The sequence below is a fragment of the Streptomyces sp. NPDC048590 genome (genome assembly GCF_043199535.1).
Lineage (GTDB): Bacteria > Actinomycetota > Actinomycetes > Streptomycetales > Streptomycetaceae > Streptomyces.
In genome coordinates, this window is the sequence record NZ_JBICWC010000006.1 from 491,635 (window position 1) to 509,974 (window position 18,340).

Genomic DNA, 18,340 nt, shown 5'->3' on the forward strand with positions numbered 1-18,340 from the left:
CCCCGCGGACTGGAACGGAAGGCCATCGCCGCGTGAACGCATCAGTTTCGAAGGAAGCCCTCGACGCGAGGGACCGTCCCGCCCGCCTCACCGTCGGCGTGGTCGGCGCGGGACGCGTCGGCCCGGCACTCGCCGCCTCGCTGCAGTTGGCCGGGCACCGGCCGGTCGCGGTGTCGGGTGTCTCGGACGCATCCGTGCGCCGGGCCGCCGCGCTGCTCCCCGACGTCCCCCTGGTGCCGCCCGCCGAGGTCCTCGCGCGCGCCGAACTCGTGCTCCTCACCGTCCCCGACGACGCGCTCCCCGGCCTGGTCGAGGGGCTCGCCGAGACCGGTGCCGTGCGACCGGGCCAACTGCTCGTGCACACCTCGGGGCGGTACGGGACCAAGGTGCTCGACCCCGCGCTGCGGGCCGGAGCCCTCCCGCTCGCGCTGCACCCGGCGATGACCTTCACCGGCACCTCCGTGGACGTCCAGCGGCTGGCGGGCTGTTCCTTCGGGGTCACCGCCCCCGAGGAGCTGAGGCTCGCCGCCGAGGCGCTCGTCATCGAGATGGGCGGTGAGCCCGAGTGGATCGCCGAGGAGTCCCGTCCGCTCTACCACGCCGCTCTGGCGCTCGGGGCGAACCACCTGGTCACGCTCGTCGCGCAGTCCATGGAGCTGCTCCGCACCGCGGGCGTCGGCGCGCCCGACCGGATGCTGGGACCGCTGCTCGGGGCCGCGCTCGACAACGCCCTGCGCTCCGGTGACGCCGCACTCACCGGCCCCGTCGCCCGGGGCGACGCGGGTACGGTCTCCGCGCACATCCGGGAGCTGCGCGCGCACGCTCCGCAGACGGTCGCCGGCTATCTCGCGATGGCCCGCGCCACGGCCGACCGGGCACTCGACCACGGCCTGCTCAAGCCCGAGTTCGCGGAGGACCTCCTCGGCGTCCTCTCGGACAGCAACGCCGCGAACGGAACACACGGCCCGGACGGTTCGGGGCCGGGGGAGAAGCGATGAACACCGCACCAGCCACTCTGCTGCGCTCGACCGCGGAACTCGAGGCCCTCGGCCGGGCCGATGGGGCGGCCCGCGCCGTCGTGATGACGATGGGCGCCCTCCACGAGGGCCACGCCACACTGATCCGGGCGGCACGGGCCGCCGCGGGCCCCGAGGGGCAGGTCGTGGTCACCGTCTTCGTCAACCCGCTGCAGTTCGGCGAGGCCGCCGATCTCGACCGGTACCCCCGGACCCTGGACGCCGACCTCGCGGTGGCCTCCGCGGCCGGGGCGGACGCGGTCTTCGCGCCTTCCGTCGAAGAGGTCTACCCCGGCGGCGAGCCCCAGGTCCGGATCACGGCCGGGCCCATGGGCGAGCGGCTGGAAGGCGCCTCGCGCCCGGGCCACTTCGACGGGATGCTCACCGTCGTCGCCAAGCTCCTGCACCTGACCCGGCCGGACGCGGCGTTCTTCGGGCAGAAGGACGCCCAGCAGCTCGCACTGATCCGCCGCATGGTCCGCGACCTCAACTTCGGCGTCGACGTCGTCGCCGTACCGACCGTCCGGGACCCGGACGGCCTCGCGCTCTCAAGCCGCAACCGTTTCCTCTCCGCCGAGGAGCGGCGTACGGCGCTCGCCCTGCCCAGGGCGCTCTTCGCCGCCCGTGACCGCCTCGTCGCCCAGCAGACGCTGCACGCCCGCGCCCGTACGCTCCCGGAGCGCGACGGCCGGGCGGCCGCGCTCACCCGGCTCGGAGAGGCGCGGGCCGCGGCCGACTCCCAGGCCGTCGCCCTGGCCAGGCCGACCGTCGCCCCCTCCGCGGTCCTGGCCGCGGCCAGGACCGTGCTCGACGAGGCGGCCGGCGAAGAGGTGCCGCTCACCCTGGACTACGTGGCGCTCGTGGACCCGGCGGACTTCTCCGCGGTCCCCGACGACCGTGTCAGCGGGGACGTGGTCCTCGCCGTCGCGGCGCGGGTGGGGGACACCCGTCTGATCGACAACATCCCGCTGACGCTCGGAGCGTTGACATGACCGGAATACGGCTGACCGCCCCCGCCCCCGGCTGGGCCATCGACGCGGACGTCGTCGTGGTCGGCTCCGGCGTGGCCGGTCTCACCACCGCCCTGCGCTGCGCCGCGGCCGGCCTGGCGACCGTGGTCGTCACCAAGGCCCGCCTCGACGACGGATCGACCCGCTGGGCGCAGGGCGGTATCGCCGCCGCCCTCGGTGAGGGCGACACCCCGGGACAGCACCTCGACGACACCCTGGTCGCCGGGGCCGGTCTGTGCGACGAGGCGGCGGTGCGCACCCTGGTCACGGAGGGGCCCGACGCCGTACGCCGCCTGATCGACACCGGCGCGCACTTCGACACCACGGACACCGGTGCGATCGCCCTGACCCGGGAGGGCGGCCACCACCGCCGCCGCATCGCTCACGCGGGCGGGGACGCGACGGGCGCCGAGATCTCCCGGGCCCTCGTCGAGGCGGTTCGCTCCGCCGCGCTGCGCACCATCGAGAACGCCCTGGTCCTGGACCTGATCACGGACGAGGACGGCCGGACGGCGGGCGTCACCCTCCACGTCATGGGTGAGGGGCAGCACGACGGCGTCGGCGCGGTCCGCGCCCCGGCCGTGGTCCTCGCCACCGGCGGCATGGGACAGGTCTTCTCCGCCACCACCAACCCGTCCGTCTCCACGGGCGACGGGGTGGCCGTCGCCCTGAGGGCCGGCGCGGAGGTGTCGGACCTCGAGTTCGTCCAGTTCCATCCGACCGTCCTGTTCCTCGGCGCCGGCGCGGAGGGCCAGCAGCCGCTGGTGTCCGAGGCGGTACGCGGCGAGGGTGCCCATCTCGTCGACGCGACCGGTACGCGCTTCATGCTCGGGCAGCACGAACTGGCCGAGCTGGCGCCCCGTGACATCGTCGCCAAGGCCATCACCCGCCGGATGCAGCTCAAGGGCACCGAGAACATGTATCTCGACGGCCGCCACTTCGGCGCCACGATGTGGGAGCGGCGTTTCCCGACGATCCTCGCCGCCTGCCGCGCCCACGGCATCGACCCGGTCACGGAGCCGATCCCGGTGGCACCGGCCGCCCACTACGCCTCGGGCGGCGTACGGACGGACCTCCGTGGCCGCACCACGGTGCCGGGGCTGTACGCCTGCGGTGAGGTCGCCTGCACCGGGGTGCACGGCGCGAACCGACTGGCGTCCAACTCCCTCCTCGAGGGCCTGGTGTTCGCCGAGCGCATCGCCGCCGACATCGTCGAAGGGCCCCGCCAGGACGCCCCGCACGCCGATCCGGCGCCCACCGCCGGTGCGGACACCGTGCCGCTGCTCGCGGCGGAGTCGCGGACGTCGATCCAGCGGATCATGAGCAGGGGGGCCGGGGTCATCCGCTCCGCCGCCAGTCTCGCCACCGCCGCCACCGAGCTGGATGCGCTCCAGCTCGCCGCCGCCGAGGACGACGACCCCAAGGACGCGGTGCCCGGGGTGGAGGCGTGGGAGGCGACCAACCTTCTGCTCGTCGCCCGGGTGCTGGTCGCCGCGGCCCGGGAGCGCGAGGAGACCCGCGGCTGCCACTGGCGCGAGGACCGGCCCGACCGCGACGACACCGCCTGGCGCCGCCACCTCGTCGTACACCTGGGGCCCGGACGGCAGCCGGTCGTCCGCACCACGGACGGAGCCGGCTTCCCGCCCGTACGGACCGGGGACGCCGCAGCTGCGGCCCCCGAACCGCCCACCCGCCTTCGTACCGATTCCGCCGACGCCCCCGAGGAGCAGTGACCGTGAGCACGCCCGAAGAGAATCCGCGCCCCACACCCGTGGACGTCCCGCTGATCCACATCGGCGCACCCGCCGAGCCCGGGGGCTGCGGCGACGGCTGCGGCTGCGGTGACGGATACGACCCCGACGGTCTGGAGTGCGGCCTCGACCCCGGCCTCGCCCAGCTCCTCGCCGAGGCCGGGCTCGACCCGGTCCAGGTCGAGGACATCGCCCACGTCGCGATCGAGGAGGACCTCGACGGGGGCGAGGACGTCACCACCGTGGCGACCGTCCCGGAGGACGCCGTCGCCACCGGTGACTTCACCGCCCGCGAGGCGGGTGTGGTCGCGGGGCTGCGGATCGCGGAGGCTGTGCTCTCGATCGTCTGCACCGACGAGTTCGAGGTCGAGCGCCACGTCGAGGACGGCGACCGCGTCGCCGCCGGCCAGAAGCTGCTCACGGTCACCACCCGCACCCGCGACCTGCTCACCGGCGAGCGCAGCGCGCTCAACCTGCTCTGCAGGCTCTCCGGGATCGCCACGGCGACCCGTGCCTGGGCGGACGTGCTGGAGGGCACGAAGGCCGCGGTCCGCGACACCCGCAAGACCACTCCCGGGCTGCGCGCGCTGGAGAAGTACGCGGTCCGCTGCGGAGGCGGCGTGAACCACCGCATGTCGCTGGTGGACGCCGCGCTGGTCAAGGACAACCACGTGATCGCGGCGGGTGGGGTGGCCGAGGCGTTCCAGCGGGTCAGGAAGGCGTTCCCGGAGCTCGCCATCGAGGTCGAGGTGGACACCCTGGAACAGGTCACCGAGGTGATCGAGGCCGGAGCGGACCTGATCCTGCTGGACAACTTCACCCCGGCCGAGACCGCCGAGGCCGTCGCTCTCGTCGGTGGCCGCGCGATGCTCGAGTCGTCCGGCCGGCTCACCCTCGACTCCGCGCGCGCCTACGCGGAGGCGGGCGTCGACTACCTGGCCGTCGGTGCCCTCACGCACTCCTCGCCGATCCTCGACATCGGTCTGGACTTCCGTGACGTGGCGGCCACGGACGGGGCCGACGCCTGATGTTGCTCACCATCGACGTGGGCAACTCCCACACCGTCCTCGGGCTGTTCGACGGGGATGAGATCGTCGAGCACTGGCGGATCTCCACCGACTCCCGCCGGACGGCCGACGAGCTCGCCGTGCTGCTCCAGGGGCTGATGGGCATGCACCCGCTGCTGGGGGTCGAGCTCGGCGACGGCATCGAGGGCATCGCGATCTGCTCGACCGTCCCCGCCGTGCTGCACGAGCTCCGTGAGGTGACCCGCCGCTACTACGGCGACGTGCCCGCGGTCCTGGTGGAACCGGGCGTCAAGACCGGTGTGCCGGTCCTCATGGACAACCCGAAGGAGGTCGGTGCCGACCGCATCGTCAACGCGGTCGCCGCCGTGGAGCTCTACGGCGGCCCGGCGATCGTCGTCGACCTCGGCACCGCCACCACCTTCGACGCGGTGTCGGCGCGGGGCGAGTACGCGGGCGGCGTGATCGCGCCCGGCATCGAGATCTCGGTGGAGGCCCTCGGCGCCAAGGGCGCCCAGTTGCGGAAGATCGAGCTGGCTCGGCCCCGCAGCGTGATCGGCAAGAACACGGTCGAGGCCATGCAGTCCGGCATCGTCTACGGCTTCGCCGGCCAGATCGACGGCGTGGTCGAGCGCATGAAGAAGGAGCTGGCGGCCGACCCCGACGAGGTCACCGTCATCGCGACCGGGGGCCTTGCTCCGATGGTGTTGAAGGACTCCACCGTCATCGACGAGCACGAGCCCTGGCTGACACTCATCGGGCTGCGCCTCGTCTACGAGCGCAACATCGCCCGGATGTAGCGCGCGCCCGCGCCACCTGCGGGAACGACCGGGCGGCACGGTGCCGGACGCCGCGCCGCCCGGCGGTTAGTTAAGCGGATTTTGTCCATTTAGCACGTATTGTCGCTCCATGCCCACGCCCTACGGATCACGCGGCGGCATGGCGTTCAGCGCGGACGAGCTCCGGGTGCTCCGACGTGCTCTCGCCAACGCCCTCCACCCCACGCCCCTGCCGGACGAGGATGTCCAGGACTGCCTCCGGCTCGCCGAGGCCGTGGACGAGGTGGCCAGGGAGGCCGGCCGCCTGCGCGCCTTCCTCCTCGCCGATCTCGCCCGCTACCGCGACGCCCTGCCGGGCTCCCTCAGCGGCTACCTCGAACTGCTCCAGGACGCCCTCGCGGCCGGTTACGACCCCCGCCCCGACGATCTCGCGGCGCTTCGCGCGCTACGGGGCGGCCCGGTCGCCGCGGCCCTCCTGGAGCGCTGCCAGGTGCTCGCGGAGCGTTCGGTGCGGGCGCGCCTCGCCGGGCGGGCGGCGCCCGTCACGACCCCCGCGCCGCGCGGCAGGCTGCTCGCGCTCCCCGGTGGCCTGACGGCGGCCAAGGAGCCCGAACGGCCGCGGACGCCGCCGGCGCCGGCGCCGTCCCGCCCGGCGGCTCCGGGGGAGCGTCCGATGCCCAAGCCGTCGGAGGTCTTCCCGCCCCGCCGCAGGCCCGTCCCCGCGCCCCAGGAGGAGCGCGCCGTGTCCTGAGCGAGGAGCGCTCCACCCGCCCGATGCCCGGAATGCCGGGCTCGCTACTCTGGACGGCATGGACTACGTATCCGCGCTCGTTCCCCCCGTGGTGATGGCCGTCTTCTTCATCGGCCTCGTCAGGACGATCATCAAGAGCCAGGGCGGCCCGAACAAGGCCAAGGAGGACGCCGCGGTGGACGCGGCGCTCGCCCGCGCCGAGGCCGCCCGTCAGGCTCCGCGGCCCGAGGGCGTCTGACCCGGACCCAGCACGAAGGGCGCACGGCTCGCGGAGCCGTGCGCCCTTTTGTCGTCCCGGAATTATCCCATTCCAGACATCTAGCACTAGGGTGATGGTGTGCCCCGCCAATTGGGAGAGCTGGAAGACACCGTGATGACACGGGTCTGGCAATGGAACCGCCCGGTCACCGTGCGGGAAGTTCTCGAGGACCTTCAACAGGAACGGTCCATCGCGTACACGACCGTCATGACGGTAATGGACAATCTTCATCAGAAGGGCTGGGTCCGCCGGGAAGTCGATGGCCGGGCATATCGATATACGGCCGTCTCCACCCGAGCCGCATACGCGGCCGCACTGATGAACGAAGCCTGGGCGCAGAGCGACAACCCGGCGGCCGCACTGGTCGCCTTCTTCGGCATGATGTCCGAGGAGCAGCGGGAAGCGCTGCGGGATGCGATGAAGGTCGTGGCGCCCACGATCCCCGAACCCTCCGAGAGCCGTCCCGATGAGGGTGCGGCGGCCGATGAAGCGCCGGCGGACGACGGGCGATAGCGTCGGGGGATGTCCTCAGAGCAGCCACAAACCGATCGCCGTCCCGAGTCGCAAACCGGAGCGCGCATCCTGCCGGAAACCGGATCTCCCTCGGATCTTCGTACCGGCCCTTCGGTGAATAGGCCGGCCATCACGGTCCGCCGTGCCAGGACCAGTGACGTCGCCTCCGTCCGGGGACTCCTCGACGGCTACGTCACCCAGGGCATCCTGCTCGACAAAGCGACGGTGACTCTTTACGAGGACATCCAGGAGTTCTGGGTCGCCGAACGTGACGAGGACGCCAGGGTCGTGGGGTGCGGCGCACTGCATGTGATGTGGGAAGACCTCGCTGAGGTCCGCACACTGGCCGTCGACCACGCCATCAAGGGGGCGGGTGTGGGACACCAGGTCCTGGACAAGCTCCTGCAGACCGCGCGGTGGCTCGGCGTCCGCCGGGTTTTCTGCCTGACGTTCGAAGTCGACTTCTTCGCCGCGCACGGCTTCACCGAGATCGGAGAGACACCGGTCGACGGAGATGTCTACAGCGAGCTGCTGCGTTCCTATGACGAGGGTGTCGCCGAGTTCCTGGGTCTCGAACGAGTGAAGCCGAACACCTTGGGCAACAGCCGGATGCTTCTGCACCTGTGAACGCCGGAACACCTCGGAACCCTATGTCCGAATCGCGCACGTTTCCCGTGTTCCTGCACTCCTGAACCTCTCCCAGGGGTTTGTGTTTTCCGGGGAAAAGCGGTTTCCTTTCCGCGTACTACATTTTCGATGAAAGGAAATCCGGTGGCACAGAAGGTTCAGGTCCTTCTTGTTGATGACCTCGACGGTGGCGAGGCGGACGAGACCGTGACGTTCGCTCTGGATGGCAAGACGTACGAGATCGACCTCACGACGGCCAATGCGGACAAGCTCCGTGGCCTTCTCGACCCGTACACCAAGAGCGGGCGTCGCACCGGAGGCCGCGCCGCGGCCGGCCGTGGCAAGGGGCGCGCCGTGAGCGGTGGCAACAAGGACACCGCCGAGATCCGTCGGTGGGCCCGCGAGAACGGCCACAATGTGAATGACCGCGGCCGTGTTCCGGCCGAGATCCGCGAGGCTTACGAGAAGGCCAACGGCTGACCTGTCGGCCGATGGGTCCACAGATCGTTGCGGGCAAGCGCGAGCCGGGCCCGGTGGCATTCCGTCGCCGCCGCGTCCACGAGTCGTACGAGATCGGGAGCATCCCCACCCCTGCTCCCGAGGCCGCCGAGGGCCGGGAGCGAGGCGTCCACCTCCTGGCGCGATCCCGGGGGTCGCAGCCAGACGGCGGCCCCCGGCGGGCCTGCCGCTCCCCCCGGAGGCACGGGGGCCGTGATGTGCCCGCCGTGGCCGACGGCGGAGAGGTCGAGGGTGATCCCGCCCCACTCCAGCCAGTCCAGGAGCCCCGGCACCTCGTCGGCGCTGCCCGGAGCCACGAGCAGCTGCATCCGCTGTCCCGCCAGTGCCACCGGACCGGTGGGACCGACCCTGAGCAGCGCCGCGTGACCTGCCGCGGCCGGCAGCTCCAGGACGTCGAAGCAGGGCCCCGTGAGCAGCCGCTCCGGCGGTGTTCCCGCCGTGGGCCAGTCCAGTTCGTCGGCGTACCACTGGGCGCGGGCGCCGGAGCCCGGCGACGAGCGGGGCGGCGGGACGAGGGAAGCCATACCCGATGAACCGCCGAACCGGATCCATGGTTACGCCCCGTCCGCGATCGATCGCTCCAGGTGTCCGCCACGGGGGCGCACGGAAGCGGCCGACGGCGCGAAGTTGTTCGCCCGTAGCGGAGGAAACGGGGTCGCGCCGCATGGACTGTCGGTGGGTGCGGGTAAGACATCCCTAGTGGGAAGGGGCGACACGCGGGCAAAAACGTCTCACGTTCGCCATCGGCGTACTGGCGAAAGGGCTATCTGCCTGGCCTGCGGGAACATCGTCTCGCACCATCGGGTTGGAGCAGTTGTCGGCGTTCGGGGCGGGCGCCCCCCCGGGAAGCAGGGCCGGGTGTCGGCAGTTGAAATGAGCGGTCCCCGCTTGCGGGACTAAGCTGCGGAAGGACAGGGAGGGGACCGACCCCTTACTGCCTGACCGCTCTGAGGAGCGATTAACGATGTTCGAGAGGTTCACCGACCGCGCGCGGCGGGTTGTCGTCCTGGCTCAGGAAGAAGCCCGGATGCTCAACCACAACTACATCGGCACCGAGCACATCCTCCTGGGCCTGATCCACGAGGGTGAGGGTGTCGCCGCTAAGGCCCTGGAGAGCCTCGGGATTTCGCTCGAGGCGGTCCGCCAGCAGGTGGAGGAGATCATCGGTCAGGGCCAGCAGGCCCCGTCCGGGCACATCCCCTTCACTCCCCGGGCCAAGAAGGTCCTGGAGCTGTCTCTCCGCGAGGCCCTTCAGCTCGGCCACAACTACATCGGCACGGAGCACATCCTGCTCGGCCTGATCCGCGAGGGCGAGGGCGTCGCCGCCCAGGTCCTCGTGAAGCTGGGCGCCGACCTCAACCGGGTGCGGCAGCAGGTCATCCAGCTGCTCTCCGGGTACTCGGGAGGCAAGGAGGCCGCCACCGCCGGCGGCCCCGCGGAGGGCACGCCCTCCACGTCCCTGGTGCTCGACCAGTTCGGTCGGAATCTCACGCAGGCCGCCCGCGAATCCAAGCTCGACCCGGTCATCGGGCGCGAGAAGGAGATCGAGCGGGTCATGCAGGTGCTGTCCCGCCGTACGAAGAACAACCCGGTCCTCATCGGCGAGCCCGGCGTCGGCAAGACGGCGGTCGTCGAGGGCCTGGCGCAGGCCATCGTCAAGGGCGAGGTGCCCGAGACCCTCAAGGACAAGCACCTCTACACCCTGGACCTCGGTGCGCTGGTCGCCGGCTCCCGCTACCGCGGTGACTTCGAGGAGCGCCTGAAGAAGGTCCTCAAGGAGATCCGCACCCGCGGCGACATCATCCTGTTCATCGACGAGCTCCACACCCTGGTGGGTGCGGGTGCCGCCGAGGGCGCGATCGACGCCGCGAGCATCCTCAAGCCCATGCTGGCGCGAGGCGAGCTCCAGACCATCGGTGCCACGACGCTCGACGAGTACCGCAAGCACCTGGAGAAGGACGCCGCGCTCGAGCGCCGCTTCCAGCCCATCCAGGTCGCGGAGCCGTCGCTGCCGCACACCATCGAGATCCTCAAGGGTCTGCGCGACCGTTACGAGGCCCACCACAGGGTCTCCATCACGGACGAGGCGCTGGTCCAGGCCGCGACCCTGGCCGACCGGTACATCTCGGACCGGTTCCTGCCGGACAAGGCGATCGACCTGATCGACGAGGCCGGTTCCAGGATGCGCATCCGCCGGATGACCGCGCCGCCGGACCTCCGCGAGTTCGACGAGAAGATCGCGGGTGTCCGCCGCGACAAGGAGTCGGCCATCGACTCCCAGGACTTCGAGAAGGCGGCTTCGCTCCGTGACAAGGAGAAGCAGCTGCTGGCGGCGAAGGCCAAGCGGGAGAAGGAGTGGAAGGCCGGCGACATGGACGTCGTCGCCGAGGTCGACGGCGAGCTCATCGCCGAGGTCCTGGCCACGGCGACCGGCATCCCGGTCTTCAAGCTGACGGAGGAGGAGTCCTCCCGTCTGCTGCGCATGGAGGACGAGCTCCACAAGCGCGTCATCGGGCAGAAGGACGCCATCAAGGCGCTCTCGCAGGCGATCCGCCGTACGCGAGCCGGCCTGAAGGACCCGAAGCGCCCCGGTGGCTCGTTCATCTTCGCCGGCCCGTCCGGTGTCGGTAAGACCGAGCTCTCCAAGACGCTCGCCGAATTCCTCTTCGGCGACGAGGACGCGCTGATCTCCCTCGACATGTCGGAGTTCAGCGAGAAGCACACGGTTTCCCGCCTCTTCGGTTCGCCCCCCGGTTACGTGGGTTACGAAGAGGGTGGCCAGCTCACCGAGAAGGTGCGCCGCAAGCCGTTCTCCGTCGTCCTCTTCGACGAGGTCGAGAAGGCCCACCCCGACATCTTCAACTCCCTTCTCCAGATCCTGGAGGACGGTCGCCTGACCGACTCCCAGGGCCGGGTCGTGGACTTCAAGAACACGGTCATCATCATGACGACCAACCTCGGGACCAGGGACATCTCGAAGGGCTTCAACCTGGGCTTCGCGGCCCAGGGCGACGTCAAGACGAACTACGAGCGGATGAAGGTCAAGGTCAACGAAGAGCTCAAGCAGCACTTCCGGCCCGAGTTCCTCAACCGTGTCGACGACACGGTCGTCTTCCACCAGCTCACCGAGGAAGACATCATCAAGATCGTGGATCTGATGATCGCCAAGGTGGACGAGCGCCTCAAGGACCGCGACATGGGCATCGAGCTCAGTGGCGAGGCCAAGTCGCTCCTGGCGAAGAAGGGCTACGACCCCGTGATGGGCGCCCGGCCGCTGCGCCGGACGATCCAGCGCGAGATCGAGGACGTCCTCTCCGAGAAGATCCTCTTCGGCGAGCTCCGTCCGGGTCACATCGTGGTCGTGGACACCGAGGGTGAAGGGGACGAGAAGAAGTTCTCGTTCCGTGGCGAGGAGAAGTCGGCGCTGCCCGACGTCCCGCCGATCGAGCAGGCTGCGGGCGGCGGCCCGAACCTGACGAAGGACGCGTAGGGCGCCTCGTAGCGCCTGAGCACCGAGGGGCTGCCCCGGACCGGTCACCGGTCCGGGGCAGCCCCTTTCCCGTGTCCGGTGCGCTCGCCGGACGGGCCGGAGGGGGTTGCGGAGTCGCTGAGGACGGCCGCGATGGCGGGGTGCGGCCCCGTTCCTCCGCGCCGACGGGCTCGGGGCCCGTGGCCGCTCGGGCTCAGCTGGTCAAGGTGCCCTGGTGGAAGTACAGGCGCCAGCCGGGGGCGGTCAGGCGCCACAGGGAGCTCCGCCGTGCGCGGCGTCCTCCGTTGTCCGAGAAGTAGGTCAGATGGACGAGACCGGGGGCGAGTACGGCCGCCGTCATCTCGCTGACCCGCACCGGTGAGTCCGGGGCCACTGATCCGGAACCCGTCACCGTGAGGATCGATGTGGTGTCCCAGAGCCGTCCGGATGCCCCGATCTCGGTGAATTCCGGGTCCAGGAGCGCGCGGACCGCCTCCTCCGAGGCGCGTACCGCCGGGTCGAGGAGCCGCATCTCCGACGCGATGGCTTCCTGTGCCGCCTGCTCGTGCTCGTCCGTCATGCCTGGAACCCTAAGGCCCGCCCGTACCGTCACCCCGCGCTCCGGCGGCGGATGCGTCCCCGGGCCGCGGCGGCGCTCCAGCCGGGGAGGGGGCAGCGGCCCGGTCGCACGCCGAGGGAACCGACCCAGCGGCCCCAGTTGTCCAGAGACCCCGCCGGCCCGAGAGAACCCGGTGGCTCCCGTCGGCCCCGGTGACCCCGCTGCCCCGGTGGTGCCGGCGGCAGGTCCGAGCGGTGGGAGCACCCGCGGTAAGCCAGCTGGCTCGGCCCAGGTCCCACCGCCGTCGAGCACCGGATCACGCTCCTCCGGCCCGGCTCTGGCTCCCCCGGGTGGTCCGGCTGGTGCGGGGGCCCGGCGCCGAGCCGCTTCGGGGCTCGTTCAGGCCGGGGGCCGAAGGTCCCGAAACGGGCAGGCTTCCGACCCACCGCCGGTGACAAGGCGCACAGGCCGTTTCGGGCCTACTACGCCCCCTAGGAGCAGGCCCGACCGCCGCGCACGGGACCTTCGGCCCACTTCTCATGCGACTTTTTCCGCTTGGGATGGTTTGACCATTTTAATCCCCTCTGAGCTGGAGTGATGGGGTTGGTCATGGATCTAAACCCGCTTCGCAAGGCTTTGTCCGGACGGCGTTCCGGGGCGGACGGACCCGTTCGGAGCGAGTAATTCCCGGCCTGTTCGCTACGGCTTTTGTTCGTAGATGGGGGGTTTGAGTGTTGCCCGGGGTGCGGGTTACCAAGGATGAGCAAGCCCGGTCGAGCACCGGACCCAGACACCCCGGAGGTTCCCCCCGCATGTCGAAGCGCGTTACGTTCCAGCACTCCCGCCGCCCGTCCATGTCCCGCGTCAGTGGCGCCGTCGTGGCCGCCGGCCTGGGTGCGTCGATGGTGTTCGGTGCGGGCGCGGCGTTCGCGTCCGGCACGACGGGCACCGCGGACACCGCGGCCCTCGCCGGCGCGGCCACCGCCGACTCCGTCGCCAAGCAGGCGAGCGCCCAGAGCAAGGCCGCCGCCAAGGCGAAGTCCGACAAGGCCGACAAGAAGAAGGCCGCGAAGAAGAAGGCCTCCGCGTGGGAGGCCCCGGTCAACCACTACGTGCTGAGCGCCACCTACGGCACCGGCGGCGACCGCTGGGCCCACAAGCACTCCGGCCAGGACTTCGCGGTGCCGATCGGCACCAAGGTCGAGGCCGCGCACACCGGCCGTGTCGTCAAGGCCGGCCCGAACGGCGGCGGCGACGGCCCCGCGTACGGCAACGCCATCGTGATCAAGCACGCCAACGGCAAGTACTCGCAGTACGCGCACCTGTCGAAGATCGAGGTCAAGGTCGGCGACCGTGTGAAGACCGGCGACGAGATCGCCAGGTCCGGCAACACCGGTAACTCCAGCGGTCCGCACCTGCACTTCGAGATCCGGACCACCCCGAACTACGGTTCCGCGATCAACCCGGTCACGTACCTGGGCTCGCAGCACGTCCACATCTGACGAGGACCCCGTAGCCGCTAGCCGGCCGCGGACCCCGGGCCCTCGGCCCTGGTCACCAGCTCGATGGCGACCTCGAGAGCAGCCTTGCGCTTCTCCTCGGGGTCGCCTTCGGCGTCTCTGAGGGCCATCACCCCGGCGTGCAGCGTGATGAGCGCGCTGAGGCAGCGCACCTGGTCGGCCAGAGGGGCGTCGGGATCCTTGAGCAGGTCGATCAGACCCATGGTCCGCTGCTTGATGGTGTGGCCGATGCTGAGGTCCCGAACCGCGGCCTGGTTCTCCTGCATGAAGACGAAGAGCGGCTCGGCCTTCCTGAGCGCCTCGCTGTAGCGGACGAGGATCTCCTTCTTCGTCTCCAGGGTGCGCGGCTGCTCCCTGCCCCACTCCAGGAGCTCCTCGACGGGCCGGTTCAGGTCCTCGAAGATGCTGACGAGGATGTCTTCCTTGGTCTTGAAGTGGTAGTACAGCGCGGCCTTGGTGACCTGCAGTTTCTCTGCGATCTCGCGGAGCGAGGTCTTCTCGTACCCCTGCTCGGCGAAGAGCTCCAGGGCGACGTCCTGAATGCGCTGTCGGGTGTTGCCCCGGCGCGGCTGCGGCGTGCTGCCCATCTGACTCTCCCAAGTACTTACTTGACGCCCGGCTAGTTACGGGTCTACTTTTCCTCAGTGTAGTCAGCTAGCCGGGCGGCAAGTAAGTGCCGGGAGGCCGGCGGACCGGTGATTCAGGGGACCAGGGGAGCACGTCATGACGGATCTGAAGAAGGCGGCGGCCGCACCGGCCGCTCCACAGGCGCGCAGTGTCAGGGTGGTGGTACTCGCCCTGATGATCACGATGCTGCTGGCCATGCTCGACAACCTGATCGTCGGCACCGCGATGCCGACGATCGTCGGTGACCTGGGGGGTATGGAACATCTGTCCTGGGTGGTCACGGCCTACACCCTGGCCACCGCCGCCTCCACCCCGATCTGGGGCAAGCTCGGCGACCTGTACGGACGCAAGGGCGTCTTCCTCACCTCCATCGTGATCTTCCTGGTCGGCTCGGTGCTGAGCGGCATGGCCCAGGACATGGGGCAGCTGATCGGCTTCCGTGCGGTCCAGGGCCTCGGTGCCGGTGGCCTGATGGTCGGTGTCATGGCGATCCTCGGAGACCTGGTGCCGCCGCGTGAGCGCGGCAAGTACCAGGGCATGATGGCCGGCGTCATGGCCATCGCCATGATCGGCGGACCGCTGGTCGGTGGTGTGATCACCGACCACCTCGGCTGGCGCTGGACCTTCTACATCAACCTGCCGCTCGGCGCCGTGGCGCTGGCCATGGTCACCGCCGTCCTCCACCTGCCCCGCAAGGAACGGTCGACCGCGAGGATCGACTACCTCGGCGCCGCGCTGCTCACCGTGGGCATCACCGCGATCGTGCTGGTCACCACCTGGGGCGGCACCGAGTACGCCTGGGGCTCCGCCGTGATCATGGAGCTCATCGCCCTCGGCGTGGCCTCGCTCGTCGGCTTCCTCTTCGTCGAGACCAAGGCGGCGGAGCCGATCATGCCGCTGCACATCTTCCGCAGCCGCAACTTCAGCCTGATGTCGCTGATCGGCTTCATGGCCGGCTTCGTGATGTTCGGCGCGGTGCTCTTCCTCCCCCTCTTCCAGCAGTCCGTCCAGGGGGCGACGGCCACCAACTCCGGGCTGCTGCTCCTGCCGATGCTCCTCTCGATGATGGTCGTGTCCCTGGGCGCGGGCCGGATCACCACCAGCACCGGGAAGTACAAGATCTTCCCGATCGTCGGCAGCGTCCTGATGGTCGCGGGCCTGTTCCTGCTGTCGACCATGGACACCGGCACCACGCGTCTCACCTCGGGCGTCTACATGGCGGTGCTCGGCGCCGGCATGGGCTTCCTGATGCAGATCACGATGCTGGTGGCGCAGAACAGCGTGGAGCTCAAGGACATGGGCGTCGCCTCGTCCGCGACCACCCTGTTCCGCACCCTCGGCAGCTCCTTCGGCGTCGCGATCATGGGCGCCCTCTTCACCGGACGGGTGCAGGACGAGATGGGGGCCCGCGGCGGCGGCGCGGCGACCGAACGGTCGGCACAGCTGGACGACGCGAGCCTGGCCAAGCTGCCCGACGCGGTGCGCGACGCCTACGAGTACGCCGTCGCCTCCGGGACGCACATCGCCTTCCTCGTCGGCGGCTCGGTCGCGGTGGTCGCCCTGGTGGCCGCGTTCTTCGTCAAGGAGGTTCCGCTGAGGGGGACCGCCAAGCCCGAGGCGACCTCCGGTGATTCGGACGGTGACGGACCCGCGGCCCCGCGGGTGGCGGCGAGGGAGTCCCAGACCGCCTGAGCGTCCAGGACGCGGGGATGGCCCCCGGGGACCGAGCGTCCCCGGGGGCCAACCGCCGTTTCATGGCCTCTCCGCCCGTCGGCACCTCAGTCTTCCGGCACTTCTCGGCCCGCCGACGTCCCCGTCTTCCGGCCTCTCGGCCCGCCGGTCCCGGTCTCCGCCGGTCCCGGCAGCCCGCGCCCTCAGCGCAGATCCTCCGGCCGCAGCACGGGGAAGCTGCCGGTGTTCGTCGGCGCGTGTTCGGGCAGCCACAGCACCGCGACGGCCCCGCCCGCGCCCCTCGAGTCCTCCGTCGTCCCCGCGTTGCGGAAGGTCAGCCGGGCGCCCAGGACCCGTGCCTGTCCCGCCGCGATCGTCAGCCCGAGTCCGTGGCCGTGGCCCGCCCGGTCGCTGCTCCCGGTGCGGAACCGGCTCGGCCCCTCCTGGAGCAGCGCCTCCGGGAACCCGGGCCCGTGATCGCGGACCCGGACCACCCGGCCCTCGACCGTGACCTCGACCGGACCCGCCCCGTGCTTGGCGGCGTTCCCCAGCAGATTGCCGAGGATGCGCTCCAGCCGGCGCGGATCGGTGGCCACCCAGGACTCGTGCACCACCCGCACCTCGATCTCCGGGTCGAGCAGCCGGACGCGCCGGGAGACGAACTCCCCCAGGGGCAGGTCCTGCAGCTCGGCACGCTCGGAGGCGCTGTCCAGCCTGGCGACCTCCAGCACGTCCTCGACGAGTGTCCGCATCGCCTGCGCCCGGTCCCGCACGAGTTCGGTGGGCCGGCCCGGGGGCAGGAGTTCGGCAGCGGTGAGCAGACCGGTCACTGGTGTGCGCAGTTCATGGGCGATGTCCGCGGTGACGCGGCGTTCGGCCTCGATCCGTTCGTTCAGCGCGTCCGTGAGCGCGTCCACAGCGCGGGCGAGCTCGTCCGTCTCGTCCCGTACGACGCCCCCGACGGCCTCCCGGACACGTACATCGGTGTTGCCCTCGGCGACCTTCCCGGCCGCTGCCGCCGCCTTACGGAGCCTCCGGGACAGCTGGCCGCCGATCAGCACGCCGAGTGCGCAGCCACCGAAGACCACCGACACCGACCCGATGACCAGGGCTCGGTCGAGGTCGTCCATGATCATGGAACTGCGGTCGGCGAACCGGGTGTGGAGCGAAAGGATGTCGCCGTTGGCCAGCGGGACGGCGGCCCAGACGTCCGGCACCCCGTCCTCGTACTCGTCGACGTGGGTGGCCCGCCGGTGCTCCCGCACCCGTTCCTTCAGACTCTCCGGTATCGACGGGTCGTTGATCTTGGACCCGAACTTCGGCGAGGGCTTCTGGGTGTTCGTCGCCTCGTACAGCCGCTGGGCGAACAGCAGCCGTTCCAGCTGCACCTCGCGCGCGTTCTCCAGCATCGACACCCTGGCGGCGTTGTGGACGACGAGGCTCAGGGCCAGCGCGACGAGGGCTCCGACGGCCGCGATGGCGATGCTGATCTTCCAGCGGACCCCTGTCCTCAGTGCCGGGCGCCTCATGCGCGGAGCTTGTAGCCGAAGCCGCGGACCGTCTCGATCCGGTCCTGACCGATCTTGGTGCGGAGCCGCTGCACATGGACGTCGACGACCCTGGTGTCACCGCCCCAGCCGTAGTCCCAGACGCGTTCCAGCAGCCGGTCGCGGGAGAGCACGGTGCCGGGCGCCGAGGAGAACTCGAGCAGCAGCCGCATCTCCGTCGGCGTCAGACCCACGTGCGTGCCTCCGCGGCGTACCTCCATGCCCTCGGTGTCGATCGCCACATCGCCGAAGACCAGCACACCGCCCGTCTCCCGCGGCGCTCCTCCCGCACCGGAACCGGTCCCGCCGCTGCCGGCCGCGTGCCCGAACCGCCGCAGCACGGCGCGGATGCGGGCGACGAGCACGGCCCCGTCGAACGGCTTGGTGACGTAGTCGTCGGCTCCGGCCTCCAGGCCGAGCACCACGTCGATCGCGTCGGCACGGGCCGACAGCATGATCACCGGAACGGTCGACTCGTCGCGGATGCGCCGGCACAGGCTGACCCCGTCCAGGCCCGGCACCATCACGTCCAGCAGCGCGATGTCCGGGCGGTCGGCCCGGAAGGCCTCCAGGCCCAGCAGACCGTCGGCCACCGCGGTGACGGTGAAGCCGACCCGCTCCAGCGCGAGCTGGGTCGCCTCACGGATGACGTCGTCGTCCTCGACGAAGAGGACATGGGTATCGGCCATGCGTACGG

General features: G+C 70.8%; 18 protein-coding genes. 13 read left to right on the forward strand and 5 right to left on the reverse strand.

Translation table 11 applies throughout. The annotated features are described in order from the left end of the window. Positions 1–32: 32 nt before the first annotated feature. From ACGFNN_RS20665 to ACGFNN_RS20710, 10 genes are all read left to right on the forward strand, one after another. Complete coding sequence (locus ACGFNN_RS20665; RefSeq protein ID WP_362674853.1) at positions 33–998, forward strand: DUF2520 domain-containing protein; 966 nt, start codon at positions 33–35, stop codon at positions 996–998. Continuing rightward, a complete protein-coding gene (gene panC / locus ACGFNN_RS20670; RefSeq protein ID WP_393557684.1) occupies positions 995–2,008 on the forward strand; it encodes a pantoate--beta-alanine ligase in 1,014 nt (337 codons plus the stop codon). The genes ACGFNN_RS20665 and panC overlap by 4 nt, the downstream gene beginning before the upstream one ends. After that, complete coding sequence (locus tag ACGFNN_RS20675; RefSeq protein ID WP_393557686.1) at positions 2,005–3,759, forward strand: L-aspartate oxidase; 1,755 nt, start codon at positions 2,005–2,007, stop codon at positions 3,757–3,759. Before panC ends, ACGFNN_RS20675 begins: the two co-directional genes overlap by 4 nt. Before the next feature lie 2 nt (positions 3,760–3,761). Further along, positions 3,762–4,805 (forward strand): carboxylating nicotinate-nucleotide diphosphorylase, encoded by a 1,044-nt coding sequence (gene nadC / locus ACGFNN_RS20680; RefSeq protein WP_362546489.1) that lies wholly within the window; start codon positions 3,762–3,764, stop codon positions 4,803–4,805. Continuing rightward, the gene (locus ACGFNN_RS20685) at positions 4,805–5,602 is read left to right on the forward strand and encodes a type III pantothenate kinase (protein ID WP_393557688.1); all 798 of its coding nucleotides are present in this window, start codon (positions 4,805–4,807) and stop codon (positions 5,600–5,602) included. Before nadC ends, ACGFNN_RS20685 begins: the two co-directional genes overlap by 1 nt. 139 nt (positions 5,603–5,741) lie before the next feature. Further along, positions 5,742–6,332 carry a hypothetical protein gene (locus tag ACGFNN_RS20690; RefSeq protein ID WP_365092415.1) on the forward strand — a complete coding sequence of 197 codons (591 nt, stop codon included), beginning with the start codon at positions 5,742–5,744 and terminating at the stop codon, positions 6,330–6,332. A 58-nt stretch (positions 6,333–6,390) separates the two neighbouring features. After that, positions 6,391–6,570, forward strand: coding sequence for a hypothetical protein (locus tag ACGFNN_RS20695; RefSeq protein ID WP_362546495.1), 180 nt, complete (start codon positions 6,391–6,393; stop codon positions 6,568–6,570). A gap of 99 nt (positions 6,571–6,669) precedes the next feature. Continuing rightward, positions 6,670–7,104, forward strand: coding sequence for a BlaI/MecI/CopY family transcriptional regulator (locus ACGFNN_RS20700; RefSeq protein WP_393557690.1), 435 nt, complete (start codon positions 6,670–6,672; stop codon positions 7,102–7,104). Positions 7,105–7,218: 114 nt separating this feature from the next. Next, positions 7,219–7,731 (forward strand): amino-acid N-acetyltransferase, encoded by a 513-nt coding sequence (locus tag ACGFNN_RS20705; protein WP_362546501.1) that lies wholly within the window; start codon positions 7,219–7,221, stop codon positions 7,729–7,731. Positions 7,732–7,875: 144 nt separating this feature from the next. Next, positions 7,876–8,211, forward strand: coding sequence for an Lsr2 family protein (locus ACGFNN_RS20710; RefSeq protein ID WP_362546504.1), 336 nt, complete (start codon positions 7,876–7,878; stop codon positions 8,209–8,211). On the opposite strand, the gene ACGFNN_RS20715 is transcribed toward ACGFNN_RS20710, so the two are convergent. After that, complete coding sequence (locus tag ACGFNN_RS20715) at positions 8,190–8,774, reverse strand: SCO3374 family protein (protein ID WP_393557693.1); 585 nt, start codon at positions 8,772–8,774, stop codon at positions 8,190–8,192. The genes ACGFNN_RS20710 and ACGFNN_RS20715 overlap by 22 nt on opposite strands. A gap of 440 nt (positions 8,775–9,214) precedes the next feature. Between ACGFNN_RS20715 and ACGFNN_RS20720 the strand changes: the two genes are divergently transcribed. Beyond that, positions 9,215–11,740, forward strand: a complete 2,526-nt coding sequence (locus tag ACGFNN_RS20720; protein WP_362546510.1) for an ATP-dependent Clp protease ATP-binding subunit — start codon at positions 9,215–9,217, stop codon at positions 11,738–11,740. A 193-nt stretch (positions 11,741–11,933) separates the two neighbouring features. Here ACGFNN_RS20720 and ACGFNN_RS20725 read toward each other — a convergent pair whose 3' ends face one another. Further along, a complete protein-coding gene (locus tag ACGFNN_RS20725) occupies positions 11,934–12,299 on the reverse strand; it encodes a DUF4440 domain-containing protein (RefSeq protein ID WP_393557695.1) in 366 nt (121 codons plus the stop codon). A 791-nt stretch (positions 12,300–13,090) separates the two neighbouring features. On the opposite strand from ACGFNN_RS20725, the gene ACGFNN_RS20730 reads away from it, so the two are divergent. After that, a complete protein-coding gene (locus ACGFNN_RS20730; RefSeq protein WP_362671908.1) occupies positions 13,091–13,780 on the forward strand; it encodes a M23 family metallopeptidase in 690 nt (229 codons plus the stop codon). Between the two features lie 17 nt (positions 13,781–13,797). Here ACGFNN_RS20730 and ACGFNN_RS20735 read toward each other — a convergent pair whose 3' ends face one another. Further along, positions 13,798–14,385 carry a TetR/AcrR family transcriptional regulator gene (locus ACGFNN_RS20735; RefSeq protein WP_362554818.1) on the reverse strand — a complete coding sequence of 196 codons (588 nt, stop codon included), beginning with the start codon at positions 14,383–14,385 and terminating at the stop codon, positions 13,798–13,800. A gap of 136 nt (positions 14,386–14,521) precedes the next feature. Here ACGFNN_RS20735 and ACGFNN_RS20740 point away from each other — a divergent pair, with 136 nt between their 5' ends. Further along, the gene (locus ACGFNN_RS20740; RefSeq protein ID WP_393557697.1) at positions 14,522–16,117 is read left to right on the forward strand and encodes an MDR family MFS transporter; all 1,596 of its coding nucleotides are present in this window, start codon (positions 14,522–14,524) and stop codon (positions 16,115–16,117) included. A gap of 182 nt (positions 16,118–16,299) precedes the next feature. Here the strand turns inward: ACGFNN_RS20740 and cseC are convergent, their stop codons facing one another. Both cseC and cseB read right to left on the reverse strand, forming a co-directional pair. Next, positions 16,300–17,625 carry a two-component system sensor histidine kinase CseC gene (gene cseC / locus ACGFNN_RS20745; protein WP_393557699.1) on the reverse strand — a complete coding sequence of 442 codons (1,326 nt, stop codon included), beginning with the start codon at positions 17,623–17,625 and terminating at the stop codon, positions 16,300–16,302. Continuing rightward, the gene (gene cseB / locus ACGFNN_RS20750; RefSeq protein WP_393557701.1) at positions 17,622–18,332 is read right to left on the reverse strand and encodes a two-component system response regulator CseB; all 711 of its coding nucleotides are present in this window, start codon (positions 18,330–18,332) and stop codon (positions 17,622–17,624) included. The genes cseC and cseB overlap by 4 nt, the downstream gene beginning before the upstream one ends. Between the last annotated feature and the right edge of the window lie 8 nt (positions 18,333–18,340).